This is a genomic window from uncultured Tateyamaria sp. (assembly GCF_947496075.1).
Lineage (GTDB): Bacteria > Pseudomonadota > Alphaproteobacteria > Rhodobacterales > Rhodobacteraceae > Tateyamaria.
Genome location: NZ_CANMBJ010000006.1, coordinates 195434 through 216571 on the forward strand (window position 1 = coordinate 195434; position 21138 = coordinate 216571).

At 59.2% G+C, this 21138-nt stretch carries 19 protein-coding genes; 13 read left to right on the plus strand and 6 right to left on the minus strand.

The annotated features are described in order from the left end of the window. Nucleotides 1-4 precede the first annotated feature (4 nt). Together Q1A51_RS19845 and Q1A51_RS19850 are read left to right on the plus strand one after the other, a co-directional pair. Nucleotides 5-853 (plus strand): SagB family peptide dehydrogenase, encoded by an 849-nt coding sequence (locus tag Q1A51_RS19845; RefSeq protein ID WP_299601562.1) that lies wholly within the window; start codon nucleotides 5-7, stop codon nucleotides 851-853. A 15-nt stretch (nucleotides 854-868) separates the two neighbouring features. After that, complete coding sequence (locus Q1A51_RS19850) at nucleotides 869-3202, plus strand: hypothetical protein (RefSeq protein ID WP_299601565.1); 2334 nt, start codon at nucleotides 869-871, stop codon at nucleotides 3200-3202. A 401-nt stretch (nucleotides 3203-3603) separates the two neighbouring features. Here the strand turns inward: Q1A51_RS19850 and uraH are convergent, their stop codons facing one another. Then, nucleotides 3604-3963 carry a hydroxyisourate hydrolase gene (gene uraH / locus Q1A51_RS19855; protein ID WP_299203949.1) on the minus strand — a complete coding sequence of 120 codons (360 nt, stop codon included), beginning with the start codon at nucleotides 3961-3963 and terminating at the stop codon, nucleotides 3604-3606. A 62-nt stretch (nucleotides 3964-4025) separates the two neighbouring features. On the opposite strand from uraH, the gene puuE reads away from it, so the two are divergent. Genes puuE through Q1A51_RS19870 form a run of 3 tightly spaced genes read left to right on the plus strand, consistent with a single transcriptional unit; the run spans nucleotide 4026 to nucleotide 6731 of the window. Beyond that, nucleotides 4026-5447: an allantoinase PuuE gene (puuE, locus tag Q1A51_RS19860; protein ID WP_299601567.1), complete on the plus strand. Its 1422-nt coding sequence runs from the start codon at nucleotides 4026-4028 to the stop codon at nucleotides 5445-5447. Continuing rightward, entirely contained in the window at nucleotides 5444-6253 is an 810-nt protein-coding gene (locus Q1A51_RS19865; protein WP_299601570.1) for a bifunctional allantoicase/(S)-ureidoglycine aminohydrolase, read from the plus strand. The genes puuE and Q1A51_RS19865 overlap by 4 nt, the downstream gene beginning before the upstream one ends. Beyond that, nucleotides 6240-6731, plus strand: a complete 492-nt coding sequence (locus Q1A51_RS19870; RefSeq protein WP_299601573.1) for an ureidoglycolate lyase — start codon at nucleotides 6240-6242, stop codon at nucleotides 6729-6731. Before Q1A51_RS19865 ends, Q1A51_RS19870 begins: the two co-directional genes overlap by 14 nt. Nucleotides 6732-6806: 75 nt before the next feature. Here Q1A51_RS19870 and Q1A51_RS19875 read toward each other — a convergent pair whose 3' ends face one another. From Q1A51_RS19875 to Q1A51_RS19885, 3 genes are read right to left on the minus strand one after another with little or no spacing between them, the layout of a single operon-like run. Beyond that, nucleotides 6807-7568 carry an ABC transporter permease gene (locus Q1A51_RS19875; RefSeq protein ID WP_299203937.1) on the minus strand — a complete coding sequence of 254 codons (762 nt, stop codon included), beginning with the start codon at nucleotides 7566-7568 and terminating at the stop codon, nucleotides 6807-6809. Continuing rightward, nucleotides 7565-8347, minus strand: coding sequence for an ABC transporter ATP-binding protein (locus Q1A51_RS19880; RefSeq protein ID WP_299601575.1), 783 nt, complete (start codon nucleotides 8345-8347; stop codon nucleotides 7565-7567). The genes Q1A51_RS19875 and Q1A51_RS19880 overlap by 4 nt, the downstream gene beginning before the upstream one ends. 19 nt (nucleotides 8348-8366) lie before the next feature. Further along, nucleotides 8367-9374 carry an ABC transporter substrate-binding protein gene (locus Q1A51_RS19885; RefSeq protein ID WP_299601578.1) on the minus strand — a complete coding sequence of 336 codons (1008 nt, stop codon included), beginning with the start codon at nucleotides 9372-9374 and terminating at the stop codon, nucleotides 8367-8369. Nucleotides 9375-9569: 195 nt separating this feature from the next. On the opposite strand from Q1A51_RS19885, the gene Q1A51_RS19890 reads away from it, so the two are divergent. Beyond that, nucleotides 9570-10919: an aminotransferase class III-fold pyridoxal phosphate-dependent enzyme gene (locus tag Q1A51_RS19890; protein ID WP_299601581.1), complete on the plus strand. Its 1350-nt coding sequence runs from the start codon at nucleotides 9570-9572 to the stop codon at nucleotides 10917-10919. A 239-nt stretch (nucleotides 10920-11158) separates the two neighbouring features. Here Q1A51_RS19890 and Q1A51_RS19895 read toward each other — a convergent pair whose 3' ends face one another. Continuing rightward, nucleotides 11159-12049, minus strand: a complete 891-nt coding sequence (locus Q1A51_RS19895; RefSeq protein ID WP_299601583.1) for a LysR substrate-binding domain-containing protein — start codon at nucleotides 12047-12049, stop codon at nucleotides 11159-11161. A gap of 470 nt (nucleotides 12050-12519) precedes the next feature. On the opposite strand from Q1A51_RS19895, the gene ectA reads away from it, so the two are divergent. The 7 genes from ectA (at nucleotide 12520) to Q1A51_RS19930 (ending at nucleotide 19973) form a co-directional block, all read left to right on the plus strand. Then, nucleotides 12520-13074 (plus strand): diaminobutyrate acetyltransferase, encoded by a 555-nt coding sequence (ectA, locus tag Q1A51_RS19900; RefSeq protein ID WP_299203925.1) that lies wholly within the window; start codon nucleotides 12520-12522, stop codon nucleotides 13072-13074. Next, a complete protein-coding gene (locus Q1A51_RS19905) occupies nucleotides 13071-14798 on the plus strand; it encodes a hypothetical protein (protein ID WP_299601587.1) in 1728 nt (575 codons plus the stop codon). Before ectA ends, Q1A51_RS19905 begins: the two co-directional genes overlap by 4 nt. After that, nucleotides 14795-16321 (plus strand): class I adenylate-forming enzyme family protein, encoded by a 1527-nt coding sequence (locus tag Q1A51_RS19910; RefSeq protein ID WP_299601589.1) that lies wholly within the window; start codon nucleotides 14795-14797, stop codon nucleotides 16319-16321. Before Q1A51_RS19905 ends, Q1A51_RS19910 begins: the two co-directional genes overlap by 4 nt. Continuing rightward, nucleotides 16314-16583, plus strand: coding sequence for an acyl carrier protein (locus tag Q1A51_RS19915; RefSeq protein ID WP_299601591.1), 270 nt, complete (start codon nucleotides 16314-16316; stop codon nucleotides 16581-16583). The genes Q1A51_RS19910 and Q1A51_RS19915 overlap by 8 nt, the downstream gene beginning before the upstream one ends. A 40-nt stretch (nucleotides 16584-16623) precedes the next feature. Then, a complete protein-coding gene (locus tag Q1A51_RS19920) occupies nucleotides 16624-17028 on the plus strand; it encodes an ectoine synthase (RefSeq protein WP_299203914.1) in 405 nt (134 codons plus the stop codon). A gap of 184 nt (nucleotides 17029-17212) precedes the next feature. After that, on the plus strand, nucleotides 17213-18496 hold the full coding sequence (ectB, locus tag Q1A51_RS19925; protein ID WP_299601593.1) for a diaminobutyrate--2-oxoglutarate transaminase: 1284 nt from the start codon (nucleotides 17213-17215) through the stop codon (nucleotides 18494-18496). Nucleotides 18497-18554: 58 nt separating this feature from the next. Continuing rightward, nucleotides 18555-19973: an aspartate kinase gene (locus tag Q1A51_RS19930; RefSeq protein WP_299601595.1), complete on the plus strand. Its 1419-nt coding sequence runs from the start codon at nucleotides 18555-18557 to the stop codon at nucleotides 19971-19973. Nucleotides 19974-20300: 327 nt separating this feature from the next. Here the strand turns inward: Q1A51_RS19930 and Q1A51_RS19935 are convergent, their stop codons facing one another. Then, nucleotides 20301-21059, minus strand: coding sequence for an ectoine utilization protein EutA (locus Q1A51_RS19935; RefSeq protein WP_299601597.1), 759 nt, complete (start codon nucleotides 21057-21059; stop codon nucleotides 20301-20303). Nucleotides 21060-21138 lie beyond the last annotated feature (79 nt).

Sequence of the window (21138 nt, forward strand, 5' to 3'; positions counted from 1 at the left end):
GGGAATGAATGACGAAACCTGGTCGAACGCTCTCTTCCCCGATGCCCCCTCGGACGAGGATTACGTCTGGGAACTGTTTCACGAAAACTCAAAAACCGGCCGCTACGGGCATTACGTGCCGGATGACCGCGTCGCGTCGCGCATGATCCGTATGACCGATAGCCTGAGCTACGAGGGCTACCCGGTGGTTGATCTGCCCGATCCCGGGGAGGGGTTCGATGTTCCGCTGGGCGAGGCGCTTGTCGGCCGGGTCTCGCCCAAGGGGCTGGAGCCGGTCGCGCTGCCGCTCGCGCAATTGTCCTCGATCCTCTATGCGGGCTACGGCGTGACTCGCATGAACGATACGACCGATTTCCTGCGACCGTTCCGCACTGTGCCTTCGGGCGGCGCGCTCTACCCGCTCGAAATCTACCTGACCGGCAAGCATGTCGACGGCTTGAAGGCGGGACTGTACCATTTCTCGCCGCCGAAACACCGGCTGCACCAGTTGCGGACGGGCGATCTTGCGCCCGAACTGTCGCAGGGGCTGGTCGAGTTTCAGGCTGATCTGGCTTTCGACGCGTCGGTGATCCTGATCGTGACCGCGCTTTTCGAGCGATCCACCTTCAAGTACGGCGCGCGCGGTTATCGCTTCGCGCTGATGGAGGCGGGCCATTTTGCACAGAACATTAATCTGGCAGCCACAGCCCTGAACTTGGGCTGTTGTAACCTCGGCGGCTTCTATGATCGCAAGGTCGACGCGTTCCTGGGGCTCGATGGGCTGCATCAATCGACGGTCTACATGATCGCGATCGGCGGCCAGACCGGCCAGCACGAGACACCGCATCGTTTCACGCGAGAGGGCCGCACATGACGGCCGTTTAGGAAAATGGCGGTTTTCGAGGACATGATGCAGGCCAACGCACTGCAGGGTAAAGACCCCGCAATACGTCGGCGCATCACCCGCGCCTCGCTTGCCCCCCTTGCCGGGATCGAAGCCGCCTCACTTGCGGGTATACGCAGCGCCCTGGCCACCGCCGATTTGTCGGGCGATCCCAGCCACTGGCTGGCCGCCGATCTGAGCCTTGGAAGTTGGGCCTGTCATCATCTGGGCAACACACTGCGCGTGCAGCTTGGCCAGACCGCCGCAACCGAGGGTGTCGCGACGGAAGCCCAAGGCCCGGGGCGGGAACAGCGCGACGGGATGAGCAGCGCCGCCCTGATCGGCGAACTTGTGGATGCCGAGAGCCGGGGCAATACCGGCATCATCGCCGCGCTCGACCACGCGCAAGTGATCGCGGCGGCGCTTGCGGCGGGCCCGCCAAGATCGGTGCTGGTGATCGCCCCGCGTTTCGACATCGGCTGGCGTCAAGACGATATCGCCTGCCTGCGCTTTCTGGCCTTCGCCCTGTGGGCTACGCCGGCCCGGCTGATCCTGGTTGCGGCGGACCGGCACGAGGCGGGGCTTCCGGACGATTTCGATATCCGCTGGAGCACGGCACAGGATGCCCCGCAAACGCAAACTGAGCCGCCGCCGCTGGCAGCTTTGATGCCCTCGGTCATTTCCGCCGGGCTTAGCGCGCGTCTCGGGGTCGGTGAAATCGCGCGCGAATATATCGCGCGCCTTACCGACGGCTCCACCCTGATCGACCCGGCGCTCAGGGCCCGCCCCTCGGCGCGGCTGCGGCATCTCTTCGACCGGCTGGGCGCGATCCAGGGGCTGGATCCAGCGCTGAAAGCCTTCGCGCAACTGAATGGCAGCGGCTATCATGCCGATCCGGTCTTTCTGGTCCGGCAGGCCTGGCACTCCTTCACCATCGGCGGCCACGAGATCGCGCTGGACCTGATGGCGCATGCCGTGGCCTGCGCCCCCGATACCGCCACCCGGGGCCGGTTTCTATACGAGCTTCAGGGCATGCGCATCGCGCTCCAGAAATTCGATGAAGCGCGCATGGCCCCCGCCCCCGATCCGTCCTTGCCGTCTGAAACCCGCGCCGGCATCATCCTGACCCGCGGATGGGGCGCCGCGCTCAGCGGGCATCCGCAAGAGGGCCGCGAACATCTAGCGACGGCGTTGGCCATGCTGCGGGGCGATATCGGCGACGATAGCCATTTTCTCTATTTCAAGAACATCTACGCCCTCAGCCTCGTGCGCACCGGCGCCTGGGACGCGGCGCTCGGGCTCGAAAAAGAAATCGAAGCTTCGCTCGATGCGTCCGAGGTGGAAACCGGTCGCCGCGACTGGCCGATGACCTATGTGAATTCGCTCAATCAGGCGCGGCTCTACAAATACCACAAGGATTTCGACCGGTCGTTCGCCTACTACCAGCGCGGTTTCGCGACGACCCTGGGCGCGCGCTCAGAAAGCGATGCAGTCTATGCCAATTTCTGTCTTGCCAAGCTGCATGCCCAGCACGGGCAGGATCACGCGGCCTTCCTGTGCTGGTTCCGCACCGCGCTGCACTGGGTGGCGGCCGATATTCCCGAAGCGCTGGCCATGCGCGTCGCCGCCGGTATTCTGGCGCGCCGGACCGGCCCCTATGAACCGGTCGCCGACCGGATCTCGGAGGTCATTGGAGAGGAACTTTCCGCCGCGGCGCGCCGGATTGGCCTCGCGCCCGGCGCCGACCCGCCGGAGATGGTCTTTTGCCGTCAGCCCACGCCGAACGAGGCCGGGACGGGTCTCCTCATCGGCGCGGCGGGCTGGGCGGCGATCCTCATGCCCGATACCGGGATGGGCCCCGCGGTCTCCACGCCTCCGCATGACCGGCTGCGCCGCTTGCTCTCGGGGCTGATCCGGCGGGCGGCGCCGCAGGCCACCCTGCCTGCGCGATGCCTTGCCATGCTGCCCTGCGAGGGAACCGGCGAAATGCCCTTGAGCCGCGATGACGCGTGGCTGAGCGCCGCACGATACGGTGTGCGCAAACTGATCTACGACGCGCACGAGATGACGCTGACGCCCGACGAGCAGGCAGACCTCCTCTCCCGGCGGCACGTCAGGCACGGGTTCGGCGTAAGCACCTGGGCGCAGAAGTCCGACAAGGTTGTGCATGTCACGTTCAAGCGCAACCTGCGCGCGCTCACACTACGGGGGCTCGAGGCCGGGATTTTCGCGCAGGCGGCAAGCCCCGTGCCCCACGCCCAGCTCGCGACCGATAGATGCCGGGTCGAGGCGATCGACAGACTGGAACGGGCAGGGCTCCTCGCCAGCATGGCCCCCTGAACGGCCCCGCCGGGCTGTTTTTCCGCTCCACCGCCTCTGGAAAATTCCCCCGTCACCGCCGCACCTTCGGACACACGGATCCACACAGCCCAAGGTGCCGCGTGGCCGACACGACGAAGATCGCCTGAGCGAAGACATCATCGAGCTTGCTAGGCAATGGGAAATTCGAGTTCAGCATTTCCAACTGTCTAAAGGCGCTTCGCAAATGAACGCGGTCGTTCTGATGGAGCGCAGCGAATGTCCACTTCCCGCCCGAGATGTTTTTCGCCGCAGACGCAAAGTGTACAAAGCGGTCGTTCGAGCCAAGAGCATCAACGGCAGGTTGCCCGCAAAGCCGAAACCCATTCATCGAATCTAAGTCGTTTTCAAATCTCAGATTTTGAACCAGCTCAGCGCAGCACTCAACTGCCGCGATAGGTCGAGTATCCGTAAGGGGAAAGCAGGAGAGGGACGTGGTAGTGCGCCTCGTCATCTGTGATGCCGAACCGGATCGGCACCTGGTCGAGGAACTTGACCTCGTCCGTGCTCAGCCTGTGCTGATCGAGGTAATCTCCGCAAAAGAAGATCAGCTCGTAGTGCCCCTGTTTGACCTTGCCCTGCGGTAGGATCGGGCTGTCGGTACGGCCATCGGCATTTGTCACGGCCTCGGTGATCTTTTTGTGGTTGTTTCCCGACACGCGGTAGAGCGCGATTTTGATCCCCGGGGCAGGCATGCCGCGCGCGGTGTCGAGGACATGGGTGGTGAGGTATCCGGCTGCCATTGCATCCTGCCTTGTTTGGTCGCAGATTGGCGACATCTCATCTTGATTGTCTGGGGAAGTCCATGGCCGAGTTGCCACCGCGGTATCCGCGCGATTTTCATGGCCACGGGGCCGATAGACCGGATGCGGCGTGGCCGGGTGGCGCGCGCATCGCCGTGTCCTTTGTTCTGAACTACGAGGAAGGGGGCGAGAATTGCGTGCTGCATGGTGATGCGGCCTCTGAGGCGTTCCTGTCCGAGATCGTGGGCGCAGCACCCTGGCCCGGGCAGCGGCATTGGAACATGGAGTCCATTTACGACTACGGCGCGCGTGCCGGCTTCTGGCGGTTGCATCGGCTGTTCACCGAAGCGCGTGTGCCGGTGACCGTCTATGGCGTGGCGACGGCTCTGGCCCGTTCGCCTGCGCAGGTTGAGGCGATGCAGCAGGCCAATTGGGAGATCGCGTCGCACGGTCTGAAATGGATCGACTACAAGGATCATTCGGTCGAGGACGAGGCGGCGGACATGGACGCGGCTATTGCACTGCATACCGAAGTGACGGGAGAGCGTCCGCGCGGTTGGTATACGGGCCGTTGTTCGGTGAACACGGTGTGGCTGGCGGCAGAGCGGGACATGGACTGGATCAGCGACACCTATGATGATGATCTGCCCTATTGGGTTCGGATCGGTGCCCGCGACCAGTTGATCCTTCCCTACACGCTTGATTGCAACGACATGCGCTTTGCCACGCCGCAGGGGTTCAATGCGGGCGATCAGTTTTTTGCCTATCTGCGGGATACGTTTGATGCGCTCTATGCCGAGGGGGCGGCGGGGCGGCCTGCGATGATGTCTGTGGGTCTGCATTGCCGTTTGATCGGACGGCCCGGTCGGGTCCAGGCGCTGCGCCGGTTTATCGAATACGTGCAGGGGCATGAGGGTGTGTGGTGCGCACGCCGGCAGGATATTGCGGCGCATTGGGCCGAGGTTCATCCGCCCCAGCCTGAGCGTGGGTGGATTCATCTGGATCGCGCCGCTTTTGTTGAAACATTTGGCGGCGTGTTCGAGCATTCGCCCTGGATTGCCGAAGGGGTTTATGCGCTCGAACTAGCGCCAGCCCACGACACCCCGCAGGGGCTGCACAATGCGTTGTGCCGGGTGTTTCGCGCGGCGTCCGAGGACAAGCGACTGGACGTCTTGCGTGCGCACCCCGATCTGGCGGGCAAGCTGGCTGCGGCCAAACGTTTGACTGCTGAGAGTACCCAGGAACAGGCAAGTGCGGGTCTGGATGCGCTGACAGATGAGGAACGGGCGGCGTTCCAGCGGCTCAATGCCAGCTACACCGAAAAACACGGTTTTCCCTTCATCATCGCGGTCAAGGATCACGACAAGGCGGGCATATTGCGCGCCTTTGAACGGCGGATTGGCAATGAAACCGGTGTCGAGATGGCCGAGGCCTGTCGTCAGGTTGAACGCATCGCCCGGTTACGGTTGGAGGCGATGGAATGACCTATGCCTTTCCCCCCGGCGGTTTGCCTAGTCAGAACGAAAACCCCGAAAGCACGGCCATCTTTACAGAGGCCTATGCGGTCATCCCCGCCTCGGTTCAGCGGGACATCGTCACGTCCTTTCTGCCGGGATGGGACGGCACGCGGGCCTGGATCCTTGCGCGGCCCCTCAGCGGGTTTGCAGAGACCTTTGCGCAATACGCTGTTGAGCTGTCGCCCGAGGGGGGCAGCAATGATCCCGAGCCGGACGTGGACGCCCAGGCTGTGCTGTTTGTGGCGCATGGCCATGCGCACCTGACCGTGGGGGCAGATCTGCACGAGCTGCACCCAGGCAGTTTCGCCTACATCCCGGCTGGTGCGCCATGGACGTTGTGGAACCGGTCGGATCAGGCTTGTGGCCTGCATTGGATCCGCAAGAAATACGTGGTGGGTGCTGGTCTGAGTCCCCCCGATGTGGTGGTGACCCATGATCAGGATGTGCCCGCCGCTCCGATGCCCGATTGCGGACACCTGTGGGCGACGCAACGCTTCATTGATCCACTTGACCTTCGATACGACTGCCACGTGAACATCGTGAATTTCCAGCCCGGCGGGCGTATCCCCTTTGCCGAGACACATGTGATGGAACATGGGCTTTATGTGTTGGAGGGGACGGCGGAGTACCTGCTAAATAAGGATTGGGTGAGTGTAGGCCCCGGGGATTTCATGTGGCTGCGCGCCTTTTGCCCGCAGGCTTGCATTGCGACTGGCGATGGGCCGTTTCGTTACCTGCTCTACAAGGATGTGAACAGGCATGTCCCGCTTTGAGATCAAGGCGCAGCCGCTAACAACGGAGGCATTCGGACCTTTTGGTGATGTGCTGGATTGCGCAGGCGACCCCGACAAGATCATTAATGCAGGACTATGCGGGCGCTATCATGATCTTGCGCAATTGGATTTCGGTGATGGGCGTGCTGGTGTGAGCCTGTTCAAGGCTGAACCACGCAGCCTGCCCTATACGCTTGACCTGCTGGAACGGCACCCGCAAGGGTCGCAGTGCTTTGTACCGATGTCGGAACACCCGTTTCTGGTGATCGTAGCCCCGGATGAAGGCGGAAAGCCGGGCACCCCACAAGCCTTTCTCACGGTGCCGGGACAAGCGATCAACTTGCATCGCGGGACCTGGCATGGCGTCCTCACGCCATTGCACGCACCGGGCCTGTTTGCCGTGATTGACCGGATCGGAGACGGTGCCAACCTCGAAGAAGTGCACCTCAATCCGTCCTATACTGTTTCTTCTGGCTGAAAATACCGCGGGGGAGTCCGAAGGACGGGGGCAGCGCCCCCTCCAAAATGTCGTGCGCGTCAGCGCTCCCCAGGATCAGGTCGGGTTGCGCTCGGCCCAGCCGGCGAACACCTTTTCCAAGGCGACAACGACGTAATACAGAACGATGCCCATCAGCGCCAATGCGATCAGAACGGCGAACATCAGCGGGTAGTCCGCGCTGATCTTGCCGCTGTCGAACAGATGGCCCAAGCCACGGCCGTGGGGTTCCACGATCTCCATCAGGTTGGTGCCGATGAAGGCCAGCGTGACGGCCACTTTCAGCGCGCCGAAAAACTCCGGCAGGGTTTTTGGCAGGGCGATTTTCCAGAAGATCGTGAACTTTGAGGCCCCGAGTGAGGCGAGGATGTCGCGGTATTCTGGCTCGAGCGTCGACAGGCCGATACTGACCGACACTGCAATGGGGAAGAAGGAAATCAGGAAGGCGATCAGGATCGTGTTCATGTCGTGCTGGCCCACGAACATCAGCGCGATGATCGGCACAACGGTGGCCTTGGGGATTGCATTGAAGCCGACCAGCAGGGGGTACAGCGCGTCGCGCATCGTTTTGGACAGGCCCATGATCATGCCGAGGAACACGCCGAAGACCACAGACAAAAGCAGGCCCACAACGGTGCGCCACAGCGTGTCCCAGCCGTATTCGAGGAACAAGCCGCGGAACTTCCAGAAGGCTGGCCAGATGTCTGACGGGGACGCCATTTTGTAGTTGGGCCAGCCGTTAACCCAGACAAGCCATTCCCAGAAGAGCCCGAAAATGATCAAGGCGGCGAGCGGTACGCCGATCTGGCGGAGGGTCATGCGGCGTCCCTCCCTTGGGCGATGCGGATTTGCTGGCGCAGGATGTTTAGCGCCTCGGCACTTTCGGGGGTGTAGAGCATTTCGATGTCGCGCTCGCCTGTCAGGTGGACGTCCATGACGTACTGGGTCTTGGCTGGGCGACCAGACAGGACGATGACCTGATCGGCGAGGAAGATGCTTTCGCGCAGGTCGTGGGTGATCAGGACTCCGGTAAAGGGTTCCTCGGCCTTGACGTTGTGCATGGTCTGCCAGAGATCCTCGCGGGTGAAGGCATCAAGCGCGCCGAAGGGTTCGTCGAGGATTAGCACTTCGGGCTTGTGCACGATGGAGCGGCAGAGCGAGGCGCGTTGGCGCATCCCGCCGGACAGCTCTGACGGGCGTTTGTCTTCGAAACCGGACAAGCCCACGAGATCGAGAAGGTGCCGCGCGCGGTCCTCCTGTTCGCGTTTGGACATACCGGTCGAGACGATTTCAAGCGGCAGCATGACGTTTTGCAGGATGGTCCGCCATTCCAGCAAAACAGGGTTCTGAAAGGCCATGCCGACGGTGGACTTGGGACCTTTGACCAGATCGCCGTGTAGCCAGACCTCGCCCTCGTCCGGCTTCATCAGCCCGGCGACCAGCCGCGTCAGGGTGGACTTGCCGCAGCCTGAGGGGCCGACGACAGCGGCAAAGCCGCCTTCGGGCACGGACAGTTCCAGCCCGTCCAGCACAGGCAACGGGCCAGAGGGTGTTTTGTAGGCGTGGCGCACGCCCTTGATGTCGATGAGATTGCTCATAGGGGCGTGCGCCTGTGTTTTAGTTGAGTTTCCGTGCGTCTGCGGCGGGCAGGTACGCGTCGGTGAAGTAGAGGCTGGCGTCTGGCGCGTTCTGGAACTCGTAGGTTTCAGCCAATTGGCCAAGCGCTGTTTCCATGCGCGCGGCATCCACGCCACCCATGCCATTCGAGGCTACATTCTCGGTCAACACGTTGGCGTCGATGGCCAGTTGCAGCCGGCGCGTTTCAAGTGCTGCGTCGGCTGCAGGGTTGCGGTCGATCAGGCTTTCGATGGCCTTGGCCGGATCGGCGATGGCGTCTTTCCACCCCGCCGCAACGGCGGTCAGGAAGCCGGTGACAATCTCCGGGTTAGCAGTGGCAAAGTCGGTGTTGACGATGATCGCGTTGCCATAAAGCTCAAGCCCGTAATCGGCCATCAGGATGGTCGAGATATCCTCCTCTGGCACGCCGAGGCGCACGAGGTTCAGGAAGGACGAGAAGCTGAACCCGGTGACCGCAGCTACGTTGCCCTCGGCCAGCATCGGTTCGCGTGTGGGGAAGCCCACGGGCTCAACGGTGATCTTGTCCACATCGAGGCTGTTTGCGGTGGCAAAGGCGGGGAACTGTGCCCATGCGCCATCGGGGGGCGGGGCACCAAGCACTTTGCCTTCAAGGTCCTTGGGTTCGGAGACGCCCAGCGACTTGCGCCCAACAATGGCGAAGGGTGGCTTGTCATAGACCATCATGACGGCGGTCACGGGCGCGCCGGGGTTCTGGTCGAGGAATTTCACCAAGCTGTTGATGTCGGCGAAGCCCATGGGGAAGGCGCCAGAAGCCACTTTCGGGATCGCGTCAAGCGAGCCTTGGCCTGCCGAGATTTCAACAATCAGGTCGGCAGCACCAAAGTGGCCATTGTCGATGGCGGCGAAATAGGGGGCGGCGGGCCCTTCAAATTTCCAGTCGAGCGCGAAGGGCACTTGCGTTTCGGCCATGGCGGCACCCGCCAGTGTGGCGGTCGCAGCAAAGGCGGCGAGGGTACGTTTGAGCATAGGTTTCTCCCAGGTGATGACCGCGTGACGTTAGGGGGTGCTGTTCCGGGACGGAACGGGTGGCCCCGTGCCACGTCGTTTTCTCTGGGCCGGGACTGTGCGGTGTGCTGAAAAATTATGCAAATGCTTTCGATGTGCATTGTGCGGGCGTTCGGTTCGTGGCCTTCTGGTGGTGAACCCAGAGGGAGGCCCGAGATGAAAGACGACAATTTCCTGCGCGCCAACAACGCACGTCATATGTGGCATCCAATGGGCCACCCGGGCGAGGCGATGACCGATGCGCCCACCATCATCATCGGTGCCGAAGGGTCGGTGATCGAAGATATTGACGGGCACAAGACGGTCGATGCGGTAGGGGGTCTGTGGTGTGTGAACCTTGGTTATTCCAACAACGCGGTGAAAGACGCGATTGCCAAGCAGCTTTATGATCTGCCCTACTATTCCGCCTTCTTCGGTACGTCGAACCCGACGGCGATTGAGGCGTCTTATGCCGTGCGTTCGTTTTTCGAGGAAGATGGCATGGCGCGGGTGTTCTTTACCTCGGGCGGGTCCGATTCCGTTGAGACCTGTTTGCGCCTTGCGCGCCAGTATCACCGGATCAAGGGCGAGCCGGGGCGCACCAAGTTCCTGTCACTGAAGAAGGGCTATCACGGCACGCATTTTGGCGGCGCGTCGGTCAACGGGAACAACCGGTTTCGCATCGCCTATGAGCCGCTGATGCCTGGCTGTTTCCACCTGCCATCGCCTTATCCCTATCGCAATCCGTTTGAGGAGACGGATCCGGCGCTGCTGGCCCAGAATGTTGCTGCGGCGATGGAGGATGAGATCCAGTTTCAGGGGCCGGGCAGCATTGCCGCCTTTATAATGGAGCCCATTCAAGGGGCGGGTGGGGTCATTGTCCCGCACGAAACCTTCATGCCGCTGATGCGCGAGATTTGCGACCGGCACGGCATTTTGATGATCGCGGACGAGGTGATCACGGGCTTTGGCCGGACGGGCGATTGGAGCGGGTCACGCCATTGGGGTGTGCAGCCTGACATGATGAGCTGCGCCAAGGGCATCACCTCGGGCTATTTCCCTGTTGGTGCCGCGCTGATGAGCGAGGCGGTGGCCGAGGTGTTCGAGAAGGCGGATGCTGATGGTGCGATCTTTCATGGCTACACCTATTCGGCGCATCCCGTAGGGGCTGCTGCGGTGACGGCTTGTCTGGAGGAAACCCTGCGCCTTGATACCAAGGCCAATGCGGGGCCGCGCGGCACGCAGTTGTACGAGGGCTGTGTGGCTTTGATGGCGAAACATGACATCGTCGGGGATGTCCGGGGTGGGCACGGGTTGATGACGGGTGTGGAGTTGGTCAGTGATCGGGCGGCCAAGACAGCACTGGATGCCGAGGCGACCAAGCGCATCCACAAGGCCACCTACGATGCCGGTGCGATGGTGCGGATCGGGGGCAACAATATCATGATGTCACCGCCGCTGGTCGTGACCGAGGATGAGATTGCCCGAGTGCTGAGCGCATTGGACGCCGGACTGGCGGCGGTTTGATCGGCCTTGGTCTACTAGGGTTCTTGCGGTGCCGCGAAGGTCGGGAATGAGCCCAACCTATAAAGTTGACTTTCCCGTTGCGTGCGCACGCAGCGCGGAATGTGCTGCAGGGGTGTAAGAGTGCGCGTCGCCATGCAACAGGCAAGGAAACCGGCCATCGGAAGTGATCGCCGCGACGTAGGCCGAGCCAACTTGCAAGCAGGTGACGGTCTGATGCCGATATTCCGTTAACTCATCACCTAGTCTTTCACACTGCCTTGTTCGCTCAACCAATTGTATAGCAAATCCGCACTTCCGGAAGATTTAGAAGATTTGGCTCGGACCAGATGGTACTGGAAACCGCTGTTGCGAAAGCTGTGATTATCAAGAGCCTTTACCAAGCGGCCAGCCTGCAGTTCGGCATCGGAATTCGCTTGACTGACCAGCGCAATACCCAGACCAGAAACTGCTGCATCAATTGACATCATCTCGTTGGAAAATTTATGCCCTTTATGCAGGTCTATCTTTTTATTCGTTACTCCGGCCGCTTTTGCCAACATATCCCACCCAGGTACTAAATCCGGGCTTCCACGCCAATCCGTATGCAGAAGGGGAAATTTATCCAGTTCAGAGAAATCGTTTAAGCCACCATGCCTTTCGAGTAACTCTGGACTCGCCACTATATGGTACACGCCGTCAATCAATGTCCTGACTTCAAGATCAGGGTAGTCACCGTTACCATAGCGAATGCCTATGTCAGCTTGGCCCTGGCAAATGTCCACGAGTTCATCGGTAGCGTTAAGGCGAATTTCAAGTTTTGGGTATTTTTCGTTGAAAGTTTCTAGCCGCGGGACAAGCCACTTCATACAGAACGAAAGCGGCGCCGTAATTGTAAGCCAGTTTCGCCCCATATCGCCTTTGATCACATCACAGGCTTCTGTGAATTTTTCCAATGCCTTCGACATCAATGGAGCGGCCAGTTTTCCAACACGCGTTAATTTCAATGACCGGGTTTGCCGCACAAACAGCTTGATATCGTAATAGTCCTCAAGAGACTTGACATGTTGGCTTACAGCTGCAGGTGTGACATTCAGCTCATCTGCAGCTTTTTTAAAGCTGGAGTGACGCGCCGCTGCCTCAAACGCTTTCAACCAATTCAGTGGTGGTAGGGAAATCAAAAAGCACCTCTACACTCGCATTAGTTGAACTGACGCATGACTTAGAAATCATAGTTTGTGCTACAAGCCTCCTTTGGATCATTCTTGGTGTCAACAAGTCAGCCGCTTCATCCGGCAGATTCCCGCCAGAAAAAGAGTTGGTAAAATCAAGGATGTTCCCCCGGCGACGCTTGTAATCAATGGGTTCAGCTCATTTCCCTTCGCCTGAAGTCATAGGGGTGTGAGCATACGGGCGGCCGATTTCGCTGCAGAAGCGTTCGTCATGCTCGCTCGTCTCCAGACGGCAGCGCTTGTCGAAAAAGTTGACTGGCGCGCCGACGTGATGAGGCCCGATTTCACGGTCAACGTTCGCCGCAGCGTCCATCGCCAAAGGCTCTCGTACCACCTGTCTCTACTTGCCCTGACCTTGGTCGGATGTAGAGGCCCACAGAAAGGGAACAGACGTGAGTATTGTCAGATTTCAAAGTCCAAACTTGGTTCACGCCCCGAGCATCATCGAACTGGTCAACGAAACTCCCTCGCTGGACTCGAACAGTGAATATGCATATGCGCTTTGGTGCACGCATTTTGCGGAACAGTCCGTTGTCGCATTGCGCGACGATGAAGTAATCGGATTTCTAACAGGTTTTCGATCTCCGGGCCGGCCTGACACTTACTTTCTGTGGCAGACGGCGACCAAGCCTCGGCACGGCGTTGCCGGACTTGGCGTGGACATGATCGATTACGCGGTTCGGCGCGAGATAAAACGCGGGGCCAGCCGGATAGAAGCGTCGGTCGATGACCAGAACAAGGCGATCCGGCTTCTTATGAAATCCCTCGCCAAGCGCCTCAAGGGCCGAATTGAGGAAGAGTTGCTGTTCCCCGGCTCGCTTCTTGCTGGCCAGCGCGATGCCCATCATGATGAAACGTTGATGCGGATTTGTCTGGTCCATCCGACAGATAACGACCGTGCGTGCACGACTGCCTGCGGTCAAGCTGCAGAGGAGGCGATGGTATGATCCCCCAGGCGTTTGATACACTCCGTGTTCATCAACAAAGCGGAGCGTGGCAGCCCGATCTGCGTTTGGCGGAACGGGTGTCCCAAGAATTCGGCACGCCTGCATTTGTCTACAACGCCAACTATCTGCGCAGTAACTTCAACGCGTTACGTCAGAAACTGTCCCCGGCGATCGATCTTCTCTATTCACTCAAGGCCAATCCGAACGCTGCAATTGTGGACTGCCTGCGATCCTGCGGGGCAGGTGCCGAAGTGTCTTCCCGTGCGGAGTTGCACACTGCAATCCGGGTGGGGATTGATCCCAAGAACATCATTTTCGTGGGACCCGCAAAGTGCGAGGATGAAATCGCTGACAGTATTCGGTTCGGGATTTTTGCGATTGTCGCGGAGTCCGCGCAAGAACTGGATGAAATCCAACGGCAGGCCGAGGCTTCTGGCACCAAGCAGGCCGTGAATGTCATGCTTCGCGTCAACCCGGATTTCAAAACAAGCGGGTCCGGCCTGACGATGAGCGGCAAGCCCCGCCAATTTGGCATCGATGTCGAGCAGGTGCCCGACCTACGCGAGCAACTGGATATGCTCAGTCTCGTCCGTGTGATCGGATTTCATGTCTACATGGGAACACGATACCTCGATGCGGAGCCGATTATTGAGAACACCGAGAACATTCTGAGTTTGGCAGAACGCCTTGCTGGAGATCTTGGTATCGAGATCGAAGCTGTGGATGTCGGTGGTGGTTTTGGCGTCCCTTACTTTGATAACGAAAAGATGCTGGACGTGCCGAAGCTGGCCAAGGGCGTCAACGCTGCAGTCGCGCAGTTCCGCAGGTCCCATCCCGATACTCGTGTGATCATCGAGCTTGGTCGCTATCTGTCGGCGGGGTCCGGGGCCCTTCTCACTTCGGTCCGCTATGTAAAGGAGTCACGCGGAGAAACCTTTGCCATCGCCGATGGAGGCACAAACCTGCATATGGCGGCGGTTGGGTTGGGCGGTTTCGCCAAAAGATCCTTCCCGATTGTGAACCTGTCGCGCAACTCCTCCGGGTCGCCCCAGGAAACCACGCTCACCGGGCCACTTTGCACGCCAAGTGATACAATGGCGCGTAAAACCAACCTTGGTGAGGTTACGGAAGGGGACATTATCGGTGTGCTTTGCTCCGGGGCATACGGCCCAAGTGCATCGCCCACTGGCTTTCTGAGCCACGGTTATCCCAACGAGGTTTTGGTCGATGGAGATGACCTGCACCTGGTGCGCGCGGCAGACAGTGTCAACGACATCATATCAGCCTACCGGCTGCCGGGTGACCTCCCGTTTCCGGGCGACCAAAATGAATTCACAATCTCGGTACGCCTGTCGGCTTCTGACGCCCACTATGGCGGCGGTATCGTCGATGGCGCGCACATATTGGGGCTCTTCGGGGACGCAGTGACCGGGCTTGCCGCATTACAGGATGGCGACGAAAGCCTGCTGCAAAGCTGGGATAAAGTGGAGTTCCAACGCCCAGCACGGCCCGGAGACTTCATAACCGTGCGCGCACGAATGACCCGGAAAAAACGCCTTCGTCGCTACGTCGAAGTCGAGGCGCTGAGGACGGTCCGTGCCTTGGATACTGCAAAATCCACGGTCGAACCCGTTTACCCCCCAGAACGCATTGCTATGGCGACGGGTCTCATCGTTGTTCCGATGCCAAACCGCCGGTCCAAATCAGAAGAGGTGATACAATGACTTTGCTCCATCAACGTCTCGATCGTGCGGCCGCTGCTGGCCCACGGACTCCGGTCATACAGTATCGCGATCAGGTCCTGACTTTGTCCCAGCTGCAAACCTGTGCGCGCTCGCTCGCGCGATGGCTGTCGGATGCAGGCGTATCGCAGGGCGATCGGGTAATAGTGCAGGCGGAAAACGAGCCCATGACAGCGGCGCTGATTTACGCGATCAGTGCGATTGGCGGATGCTTCATCCCGGTTCACCCCACGACCCCGACCAAGCAGTTCGCTTACATCAAAGAAAACTCGGGGGGCGTCATGGTGCTCTCGGCAAAAGCCGGGAAGTGGTCGGCAGATGTCGGTGGTCTTCACATCAACGTGCCAAACCTGAACGATTTATTGCACGCCAGCACAGGCAAGTTACCTCTTTCCACGTTCAATCCAAGGATCATCCCCGAAGACCTCGCCTGCATGATCTACACGTCCGGATCGACGGGACGCCCCAAGGGAGTGACATGCCTTCACCGCCAAATGGTGTTCGCGGTGGGCGCTATAGCCGATGCTTTGGATTATGCGACCGGTGATGTGATATTCTGTTCTTTGCCGCTGTCCTTCGATTACGGCCTGTATCAGCTCTTTCTCGCGGTCGAGTGTGGTGCGATGCTTCGATTGGAAAGCCCGGAGATTGGCGGTTTGGGCCTGTTCCGAGCGCTCAAGAAAAGCCGTGCAAACGTGCTGCCTGCCGTGCCTGCGATGATTGAAGCGCTGGCGGTCATGGGCAAACGCAAACCTGGAGAGCTACCGGCTCTGCGCCTGGTTACGAATACCGGTGCGGCCCCGTCGCCGACATCCATCAAGACTTTGCGCAGTGCCTTTCCCAACCTTGGGTTCCAGCTCATGTATGGATTGACGGAATGCAAGCGTGTGAGCATCACGCCGGTGGATGGCGACATTCTCAAGCCGGGTACATGTGGTCGCCCGCTCCGCGGGACGCGCGTCGAGGTGGTCAACGCAAGCGGGACGGTCCTGCCACCTGATGAAATTGGCGAGTTCGTCATATCTGGCCCAAACGTAATGGCGGGCTATTGGAATTCCGAAGAGCTGACCAACAAGACCTACCAGACGCAGCATGCAACAATGCGCCGCCTTCACAGCGGCGACTATGGGTGGATGGACGAGGACGGCTATTTATACTGCCAAGGCCGAAGGGACGATATCTTCAAGATACGCGGCTTCCGCGTCAGCTGCTCTGAAATCGAAGCGGCATGTTCTGAAGCACCCGTTGTCCGTCATGCGGTAATGGTGCCGCCAGCGCCAGGTCGTCCCTCGACGCTTTTCATCTGTGCATCAGATTCTGAGTTTGATCTTTTGGGCTTTCTTGATGACCGGCTGGAGCCGCACAAGATACCGGATCGCATTCGGCTTATCGATAATATGCCGCGCACGGCAAACAACAAGTTTGACCGACGGGCCCTTATCGAAAGTCTCCAAACCGAAATGAAACTGGCACCTACCCAAAAGCAGGAGATGACCCATGCTTGACAACCCCTATACACACAACGAGGCGCGCGACGATCTGCGCAAGGCACTCGCCGCCGTTCTCGAAGAATCGATCCCGCCCTTATCCGACGAGATGAACCTGTTCCGCGAGTTTCGGCTGGATTCCATGAGCATGCTTGAGACGTTGATGGAGCTGGAAGACATGCTGGGGTTCAACGTGGATCCCGAGGAATTGGACATCAAGGACTTCGAGACCGTGGCTGGCTATTCCGGCTTTCTGGTCGCCATCAAGGCAGCGGTTTGAGCCGCGCCATTACCTTTTGTCTACTGGAGGAGAAACTCGTATGATTATCAGATCGCTCAACAGCATCACGGACACGGAACGCGACGTCAAAGGAGCCCTTGGCACCTGGCGCAGCAAACGCCTGATTCTGGCGGATGACAGTGTCGGCTTCTCGCTGCACGAAACAACAGTCTATCCCGGAACCGAAACCGATCTCTGGTATAAGCATCATGTCGAAGCGGTGCTGTGTGTCGAGGGCGAGTGCGAACTAACCAATCGTGACACGGGCGAGGTCTTCATGATCAGACCGGGAGACATGTATCTATTGGACAAGCATGATCAGCACACTTTGCGGCCGGTCACCAAGTTTCGCGCCATCTGTGTGTTCAACCCACCGGTTACCGGACGGGAGGATCACGATCAGGATGGCGCGTATCCGCCGCCGTTGAAAGTCGCTGCAGAATAGGCGTCGGCAGCGAGGTCGGTCCCGGGGCAGCGCGGTATCCCTCCGCCTGACCCGACGATCCTGGGGACAGTTGCAGTAACGTCCTGACCCCCAAAAAAGGCATCAGACAACGGTGCGTCTGGGCTCCGGCGCGACTGGTCGCGCCGCCTGTTGGCCTGCGCACGCATTGCAATTGGAGAGCAAAATGACCACGCAACACAGTTCTGAATCTGTCTTCACGCGTCGTGAGTCCCAAGCGCGAAGCTATTGCCGGACATTCGACAAGGTTTTCGCGTCTGCCCAAGGGTCGGAAATGGTGGACAGTGAAGGCCATCGGTACATCGACTTCTTGGCGGGATGTTCCTCGCTGAACTACGGGCACAACGATCCCGATATGAAAGCGGCGCTCGTCGAACATCTTTGTAATGATGGGATTGCGCATGGGCTCGACTTGCAAACAAGCACCAAGGCCGACTTCATTCAAGCGTTCGAAACTCACATTCTAAGGCCACGCCAATTGGATCACCGATTGATGTTCACGGGCCCAACCGGCGCCAATGCCGTTGAGGCGGCGTTGAAAATCGCACGCAAGGCGACCGGGCGGACGAATGTGGTCGCATTTACGAATGCGTTTCATGGTGTCACCGTCGGAGCGCTCGCCGCGACAGGCAACGCATATCACCGTGGCGGCGGGGGCATGCCTCTGGGCAATGTCACACGTATGCCATTCGATGGCTATGCTGCTGGGGTAGACAGTGTTGGTCTGCTTCGACAGATGCTTGGCGATGCATCGTCCGGCCTGGATGCACCGGCGGCCTTCCTTCTGGAAACGGTTCAGGGAGAAGGCGGACTTAACGTATCAAGCAAGAGTTGGCTGGTTGATATCGCGGCTCTGGCGAAAAAGGCCGGTGCGTTGTTGATCGTCGATGACATTCAAGCCGGATGCGGCAGGACGGGTGGATTTTTCTCGTTTGAGCGCGCTGGCATAACGCCCGACATTGTAACGCTCGCCAAATCGATCTCGGGATTTGGTCTTCCCATGGGCTTGGTTCTTGTCCGGCCGGAGCACGATGTTCTGGGGCCAGCGGAACATAACGGGACGTTCCGTGGCAATACCCATGCGTTCATTACGGCACGCATCGCGATTGAGAAGTTCTGGCGCGATGACCGCTTTGAATTGGATATCCGCCGCCGGGCACAGATTGTCGAACGGGGCCTTGAAACGGTCGCTGAAATGGTCCCGGGCGCCCGGCTCAAGGGGCGGGGGATGATGAGGGGGGTTGATGTCGGCTCAAGCAAACTTGCGGCCACAATCTGTCGTCATGCGTTCCAAGAGGGCCTGATCATAGAAACTTCGGGCCCCAATGATGAAGTGGTAAAGGTTCTGGCCCCGCTGACGACGCCAGACAAAGTGCTGGAGGCCGGGCTAGCGATTTTAATCGATGCCACACAGAACGTGATCACCGAAAACCTACTTGCGGCTGAGTGAGCGCACCAGCCAGCAAGATGCATCCCAAGGAAACCCTATCAGAGACGGCAGAACAAACATGACCCATATCGTCGAAAAGATCGGCGGCACGTCGATGTCGCGCCTGAATGAAATTTGTCATACGCTCTTTATCCGGAACGGTACCCCACAATACGGTCGCTACTTTGTGGTGTCGGCATTTGGTGGTATCACGAACCTCCTACTTGAGCATAAAAAGTCCGGCCAGCCGGGGGTTTATATGCAATTGGCGCTCAATTCCGATGATCGTGGATGGCGGTACGCACTCTCCAAAACATCTAATGCCATGATTGCGGCGCATAAGGCTGTCTTGTCACATCCGGACGACATCGAGGATGCCACCGCGTTTATTCAGAACCGGATTCAGGAGACACAAAACTGTCTGAGCGACTTGAAGCGATTGTGCTCCTATGGTGGTTTCCGGCTCGAGCAACAACTCTCCCGTGTTCGGGAGATGCTGGCTGGGCTTGGTGAGATGCATTCGGCCTACTCGGCCACGCTGTTCTTGCGTCGCCATGGGGTGCATGCGCGATTTGTCGATCTCTCTGGTTGGCGCGGCAAGGCGGATTTGAAACTTGATGACCGGATCCGAAACGGCATCCAGGGCATTGATCCAAATTGCGAAATGCCCATCATCACAGGCTATGCACAATGCCAGAATGGACTGATGCGCGAGTTTGACCGCGGGTACTCGGAAGTCACCTTTTCAAGGTTGGCAGCCATAGTACGCGCTAAGGAAGCTGTCATCCGCAAAGAGTACCATCTGTCATCGGCCGACCCGCTCCTCATTGGTCCGAGCAAGGCCCGCAAGATCGGCCATACCAGTTATGATCTAGCGGATCAGATGGCAAATTTGGGGATGGAGGCCATACACCCCTCAGCCGCAAGGACCTTACGTCGGGCCAAGGTTCCCTTGCGGGTCACCAATGTTTTTGAACCAGACGATCCAGGCACCCTGATCAATGACATAGACGCCGAAACGCCAGCCGTTGAAATGATCGCCGGACTGGATGTCGTCGCGCTGGAAGTCTTTGAACAGGACGAGGTCGACATAAACCTCCTTGATGTGGCGATACTGAATGCCATCGGCGACCATGGCCTTCGGATCGTATCGAAAACGATCAATGCCAATACGATCACGCATTACATAGACGCCACGCCGGGTGACATTGAACGTGCCGCGGGAGAACTGGCGGTGCTCTATCCCAACGCGCAGATTTCGACGAGCAAATTTGTACTGATTTCAGTTCTGGGGCGTGACCTGGAAGGGTTGTCGGTTCCAGCGCGGTCGCTGCAGGCTCTTGCTCAGTCCAGCATCACGCCGGTTTGTGTTCTACAAGGATCTCGCTGCGTGGAAACGCAGCTTATCCTCGCGGCCGGTAGTCTCGAGACGGGTATCCGAAGCCTGCACGCAGAATTCAAAGAGGACGTCACCAACGAGACCACAATTGCCGCCTAGATGGTGATGTGCCGAGCCGTTGCTTACGCTTGGAACGCTACCAGTGCACCATCGACGCCATCCCCCCGAGCCCGCGCCTGCACCGCGCGGGCTTTCAGCATTGGCGGGGTGTGAAAGATTGCATGTCAGGCTTCGATCCAACCCCAGGTCACACCTGTGCGGGCACAGCGGATCTACAACTATACGCAGTCGGCAAACGCGCACTGGGCGCCAGTTTCTGAGGCGCACAACTGAAATGGCCCACACAGTGTTTTCCACCATGCGGGCCGTCCCGTCTTGACCAGATATTTCAGGAGTAAATAGGCGGAGGAGGGGAGGTTCCTTCCGTCAAATCTGGCGCTCAAACAGGCTTCCATATCCTTGAGGGTTGTAGTCTTGCAGCCCGGCCAGACGGCACATCGCCCACGCGCTCGCCTGATTGGACGTGACGACGGGCTTCTTCAGTTCAGCCTCGATTTCCGCAATCGTGCCAACCGCTGGAAGAGCTGTACAGGACAAGAAGATCGCCTCGGCCTCGGGACAGTCCACACTGCGTGCGGCGCGCACGATCGAGTCGTGCTTGACCCGCGCCATGTCCCGATCATCCTCGAGCCCAAAGCAAGCGGCGTTGACCACATCCAACCCGTTTTCTTCGAAATAAGTGATCATCGGTTCGGTCGTCTCAACCAGATACGGCGTCAACAGTGCAACCTTACGCACGCCGAGTGCAGAGAACGCCATCAGGGCGGCATGGGTCGGAGTTACCACGGCGGTGTTTGGATGGGCAGCTTGCACCGCAGAGGTGATGGCGGCATCCCCAAGTTCGACAGAGGCTGACGTGCATCCGTAGCAGATCGCGCCGAACGCCTCTCCTGGCACCAGAAGTTCGGCCGCCGATGCTATTCTTGGCCCCATCTTCCGTAGATTTTCCGGGGTCGTCGGGTTCTCGAAAGCAACCCGCGTGATATGTAACGTGGAACCGGCTTCGGGTAACATCCGGGTAAAATCCCGCTCTGTCGTCAGATCCGTCGACAGGGCAACCAACCCAAAGCGTGTCATGCCTTCTGTCGAGGCCAACTCGGCGGTGTGCTCTACAAGAGATACCATTATTCCCTCCTTTTGGGTTTGATGTGGATGTCAGGTGTAAGCGTGGTGTTCAGATGGGTATCGCGTCATGGATGTTGGT